This is a genomic window from Frankia sp. AiPs1 (genome assembly GCF_023716945.1).
Lineage (GTDB): Bacteria > Actinomycetota > Actinomycetes > Frankiales > Frankiaceae > Frankia.
The window spans coordinates 1-2695 of sequence record NZ_JAMQQF010000702.1 but is presented as its reverse complement, the minus strand read 5'-3'; the positions used below and the strand labels follow the sequence as shown (position 1 = coordinate 2695).

Genomic DNA, 2695 nt, shown 5'->3' with positions numbered 1-2695 from the left:
GCCAGCGCCAGCGCCACGCCGCGCCCGACGCCCTGCCCGGCGCCGGTCACCAGGGCGACCGTCTCGGTCAGCCTCACGCCGATTCCCGCGCTGCTGTTTCCCCGACTGCTGTTTCCCCGACTGCCGCCGCCTGCGTGGCGTAGAGCGGGTCGGTGCCGTCGCGGCGCGGCAGGTGCTCGCCGAACTTGCTGATCCGGTCGCGGTCGGCGTCCCAGGGCCGGACCCACTCGATGACGGTGATCCGGTCGGCGATGCGCCACCGCCCGTCGCGGCGCTCGAACCGGTCGACGTAGCGGAAGCCCGCGGCGTAGTTCCACCGCACGTCACCGGCGGGTTCGCCCGCGTGGTAGGCGACGCCGTAGCTCTCGGCGACGGCGACATGGGCGTCGGCGACGTCGTGGCCGGCGGGGATGTCGACGAGAACGTTGCCGAGATGGTGCATGGTCATGGTCTGGCGGCCCAGCAGCGGACCGACCCAGTCGATGAACTCGTCGCGGGTGCCGGTGAAGGGACCGTGGCGGTCGGTCGCCTCCGGCCAGTAGCAGCCGCGGACCAGCTCGAGGTCGAGGCGGTCGATGCCGCGGCAGTACTCCAGCAGCACCCGGCGGATGGCGGCCTCGTCGCCGACCGTGGCCGGCCCGCCCGTCAGCTCGCTCACCGGCAGGCCTGCCGTGCGCCCGGGACGGCGGGAACGACGATGTTGACGGGTCCGACAGATTCGGCGGGCGCCTGACCTGCCGGCTGTCCGCCGGCGGACGCTGCGCGGGCGCTCCCCCGGCCCCGGAAGTCCGAAATGTCCGTCGACACCGCTCGCCCACCTCCCCGGGAGGCCGCCGCTGGCCCCGCCGTCGTCATTGGAGCGACGTTTGACGGTCATGTCAACATGCAGGATGCTCGACCGGTGGGGCTGCCGGCCGCGGTGATCAGCATGCGCCGCCGGTGGCATCCGGACCGGCCACGCCGCCTCCACGGCCGGCCGATCCGACCTCGGAACATCAGCGACAGACCTAATAGATCCAGACAGATCCAGGCAGATCAAGTTCGTTCAGACCCAGTCCGTATGGACATCGAAACTGTTCGAGGAGACCGGAGCCGATGAGGCAGGACAGCCGATGAAGCAGGACATCCTGGCCGGGGTGCGGGTCGTCGAGGTGGCGACGTGGACGTTCGTCCCGTCGGCGGGCGCCGTGCTCGCCGACTGGGGCGCCGACGTGGTCAAGATCGAGCACCCGGTCACGGGCGACCCGCAACGCGGCCTGATCAGCTCTGGCGTTGTCGCCGGCGCCGGCAACATCAACCACTTCGTCGAGCAGCCCAACCGCGGCAAGCGCAGCCTCGGCCTGGACATCGGCAGCGAGTCCGGCCGCGAGATCCTGCAGAAGCTGGTGGCGGAGTCGGACGTGTTCGTCACGAACCTGCTGCCCGACTCCCGGGCCCGCGCCGGCATCGACGTCGACGACGTCCGCGCCTGGAACCCGAAGGTCATCTACGCCCGCGGCCACGGCTACGGCTCGCAGGGGGAGCAGGCCGGCCGCGGCGGCTACGACATGGCCGCCTACTGGTCGCGCGGCGGCATCGGCGACTCGCTCATCCCGAACGAGGGCGACTGGCCCGCCCCGCAGCGGCCCGCCTTCGGTGACACCTACGGCGGCTTCGCGCTCGCGGGCGGCATCGCCGCGGCGCTGTTCCGCCGCGAGCGCAGCGGCGAGCCGTCCGTCGTCGACGTGTCCCTGCTGGCCGCCGCGATCTGGCAGCTCGCCCCGGACATCGTCGGGGCCGGCGTCACCGGCGCCCCGATCCCGAAGTTCCACCTCGACGAGATGCCCAACCCGGTCGCGAACCTCTACCGCACCGGCGACGGACGGTTCCTCGCGGTCGTGCTGCTGCAGGCCGACCGCTTCTGGTCGGACTTCTGCACCCGCCTGGGCCGCCCCGACCTCATCGACGACCCCCGGTACAGCGACGCGAAGGTCCGCTTCGTCAACCGGCGCGAGTGCATCGCCGAGCTGCGGGCAACCTTCGAGTCGGCGCCGCTGTCGCACTGGGAGAAGGCCCTGGCCGACTTCGACGGCGTCTGGGACGCGGTGCGCACCGCCCCCGAGCTGCACTCCGACCCGCAGGTCCAGGCCAACGGCTACCTGCCGAAGATCACCGACGGTAACGGCAACACGTTCTCCGTCGCGGCGAGCCCGGTGCAGTTCGACGAGAAGCACCTCGAGCTCACCGCCGCCCCCGAGCACGGCCAGCACACCGAGGAGATCCTCCTCGAGCTCGGGTACGACTGGGACAAGATCATCGAGTTCAAGGAAAACGGCGCCACGAGCTGACCGGTCACGGCGGGCCCGGCTGCGGCGACGCACGCCCGGCCCGCCGTTACTCGTACCGCTCCATCACGCGTACTGCTCCGTCACCCCCGCGGGGCGCCCTCGGCGCCTTCCGCCGAGCCCCACGAGGTAGCCAGCAGTGATCGACCAGGTCGGGGTCGCCGACACCGAGGAACAGGCCGCGCTCACCGAGGCCGTGGTCGGCCAGCTCGCCCGCCACTGGCCCGCCGACGAGCGGCACAAGCAGATCGCCGACCCGGCGCAGGTCTCGGAGCTGCCGGTGTGGGCGGCGCTGGTCGAGGTGGGGCTGGCGGGCCTGCCGCTGGCCGAGGAGCAGGGCGGCGCCGGCGGCCGGTGGGTCGATCTCGCCG

Annotated in this window: 3 protein-coding genes; 2 read left to right on the top strand and 1 reads right to left on the bottom strand. The window is 72.3% G+C overall.

The window, feature by feature from the left end; all coding sequences use genetic code 11:
• Window positions 1-73: 73 nt before the first annotated feature.
• Window positions 74-658 carry a nuclear transport factor 2 family protein gene (locus ND748_RS29625; RefSeq protein WP_251749499.1) on the bottom strand — a complete coding sequence of 195 codons (585 nt, stop codon included), beginning with the start codon at window positions 656-658 and terminating at the stop codon, window positions 74-76.
• A gap of 454 nt (window positions 659-1112) precedes the next feature.
• On the opposite strand from ND748_RS29625, the gene ND748_RS29620 reads away from it, so the two are divergent.
• Together ND748_RS29620 and ND748_RS34775 are read left to right on the top strand one after the other, a co-directional pair.
• A complete protein-coding gene (locus ND748_RS29620; protein WP_251749497.1) occupies window positions 1113-2327 on the top strand; it encodes a CaiB/BaiF CoA-transferase family protein in 1215 nt (404 codons plus the stop codon).
• 136 nt (window positions 2328-2463) lie between these two features.
• Window positions 2464-2695, top strand: a 232-nt coding sequence (locus tag ND748_RS34775; RefSeq protein ID WP_251749496.1) for an acyl-CoA dehydrogenase family protein, incomplete at its 3' end; no start/stop codon positions are given.